This window comes from Pedobacter terrae (genome assembly GCF_900100705.1).
GTDB lineage: Bacteria > Bacteroidota > Bacteroidia > Sphingobacteriales > Sphingobacteriaceae > Pedobacter > Pedobacter terrae.
This window is the reverse complement of record NZ_FNCH01000053.1, coordinates 1-1,478: the sequence shown is the minus strand read 5'-3', so window position 1 is coordinate 1,478 and position 1,478 is coordinate 1. Positions and strand designations below refer to the sequence as shown.

The window sequence follows — 1,478 nt, the reverse complement described above, 5'->3', positions numbered from 1 at the left end:
GTCTGGTGCTGGAAGACATCTCTTGGCTGGATCTCGATACCTGCTCTTCTGGCCCTGCTGACCACCTGTATCGTTATTATGGAATCGCCCCCGAGCTCGAAAAAGTTATCATATATACCGATGCTTTCGTTTTTAAAAAGAGATTGCCATATCTGGCAGAGCAGTTCCTGGGTTTTGTCGGTCGGCGGAGCATGTTCCCTCTGCTTCTGCGTGCTGGTTTCCGGGCTGGGCAGTCTGTTTTTGTCTATCTTGCCATTCGGTGTAAGCGGTATCTGTTCAATTTTGGTGAACGATGCGGGAACCATATATGCGGGTAGCTTTAGGCTCAGGGCATCTGTGATGGCCTGTTTGTCCATCTCCTGGCATACCAGATATGCTGCGAGCCTGTTGCGCTGCTGTGGATCCTTTACCGTTACGACAACAGCCTGCTGGATGCCCTCTATTTCCATTATGGCCTGTTCAATTTCTGCGGGTTCTATTCTGAAGCCCCTGATCTTAACCTGGTCATCTATCCTTCCCAGATACTCCAGCAGACCGTCCGGCTGCATCACAACCATGTCCCCGGTCTGGTATAGTTGTCCCTTTCCCTCTATGTGGTCGGGTATGAACCGCTGCCGAGTAAGTTCCGGTCTGTTGAGATACCCTTCTGCGACCTGTACGCCTGCGATAAAAAGTTCGCCTGGTACCCCGAACGGTACAGGGTTCCGTGCAGCGTCAAGTACATAAAGGTTTATGTTGGGCATTGGCCTGCCCAATGGAAAAAACTGTCTTTTTTGTTTTTCAGTTTTGGGGACAATAGCATTTGTTATAGTTCCTACCGTAGTTTCCGTCGGTCCGTAATGGTTAAATATCCGGCATTCAGGGTTTTCGGATAATACCGTTTCGGCCAGCTTCCAAGTTCCCGGTTCTCCGCCGAGTACAAGTATCTTTTCGGGTACTGGTTGTTTGTTCCCATCCGCTGCCATCAGTGCGGTCATGTGTGAGGGGGTTATTTTGAGACAATCGATTTTATGTTCCCCGAAGTAATCGGCAAGGAGCTTAGCATTGCCGATGAGTTCATCAGGGATGATGTGCAGGTCCCCGCCCCGGCAGAGCGAGGGATATAGCATTGTATAACAGAGGTCTGCAGCAAAGGTGGAAACGACAGCATAAGTGGCCATTTCCGGAAGATTGAGCGTTTGACTTACGGTCATTGTGTAATTTAGCAGGCTATCGTGCCTGACCATTACGCCTTTTGGTTTTCCTGTTGATCCAGATGTGTATATTATATAGGCAATGTCCTGTGGTCTTGGTTTGAGACTGTGCTCCTGGTACTGTTTTTTTACGATCTCGGATAGGACTGCTTTCTGGCACCCCTGTTCCTGGAGACTGATCTTTTGTTCCGTATCGATATCTGTTATAAGTATTTTTGCATTGGTGTCCTTTATAATAAAGTCGATCCTTTCTTTTGGGTAGGCCGGATCTATTGGGACATATGC

General features: G+C 48.4%; 1 protein-coding gene. It reads right to left on the bottom strand.

What is annotated here, in order from left to right:
* Positions 1–1,478, bottom strand: a 1,478-nt coding sequence (locus BLR60_RS24550) for a non-ribosomal peptide synthetase (protein WP_143009161.1), incomplete at both ends; no start/stop codon positions are given.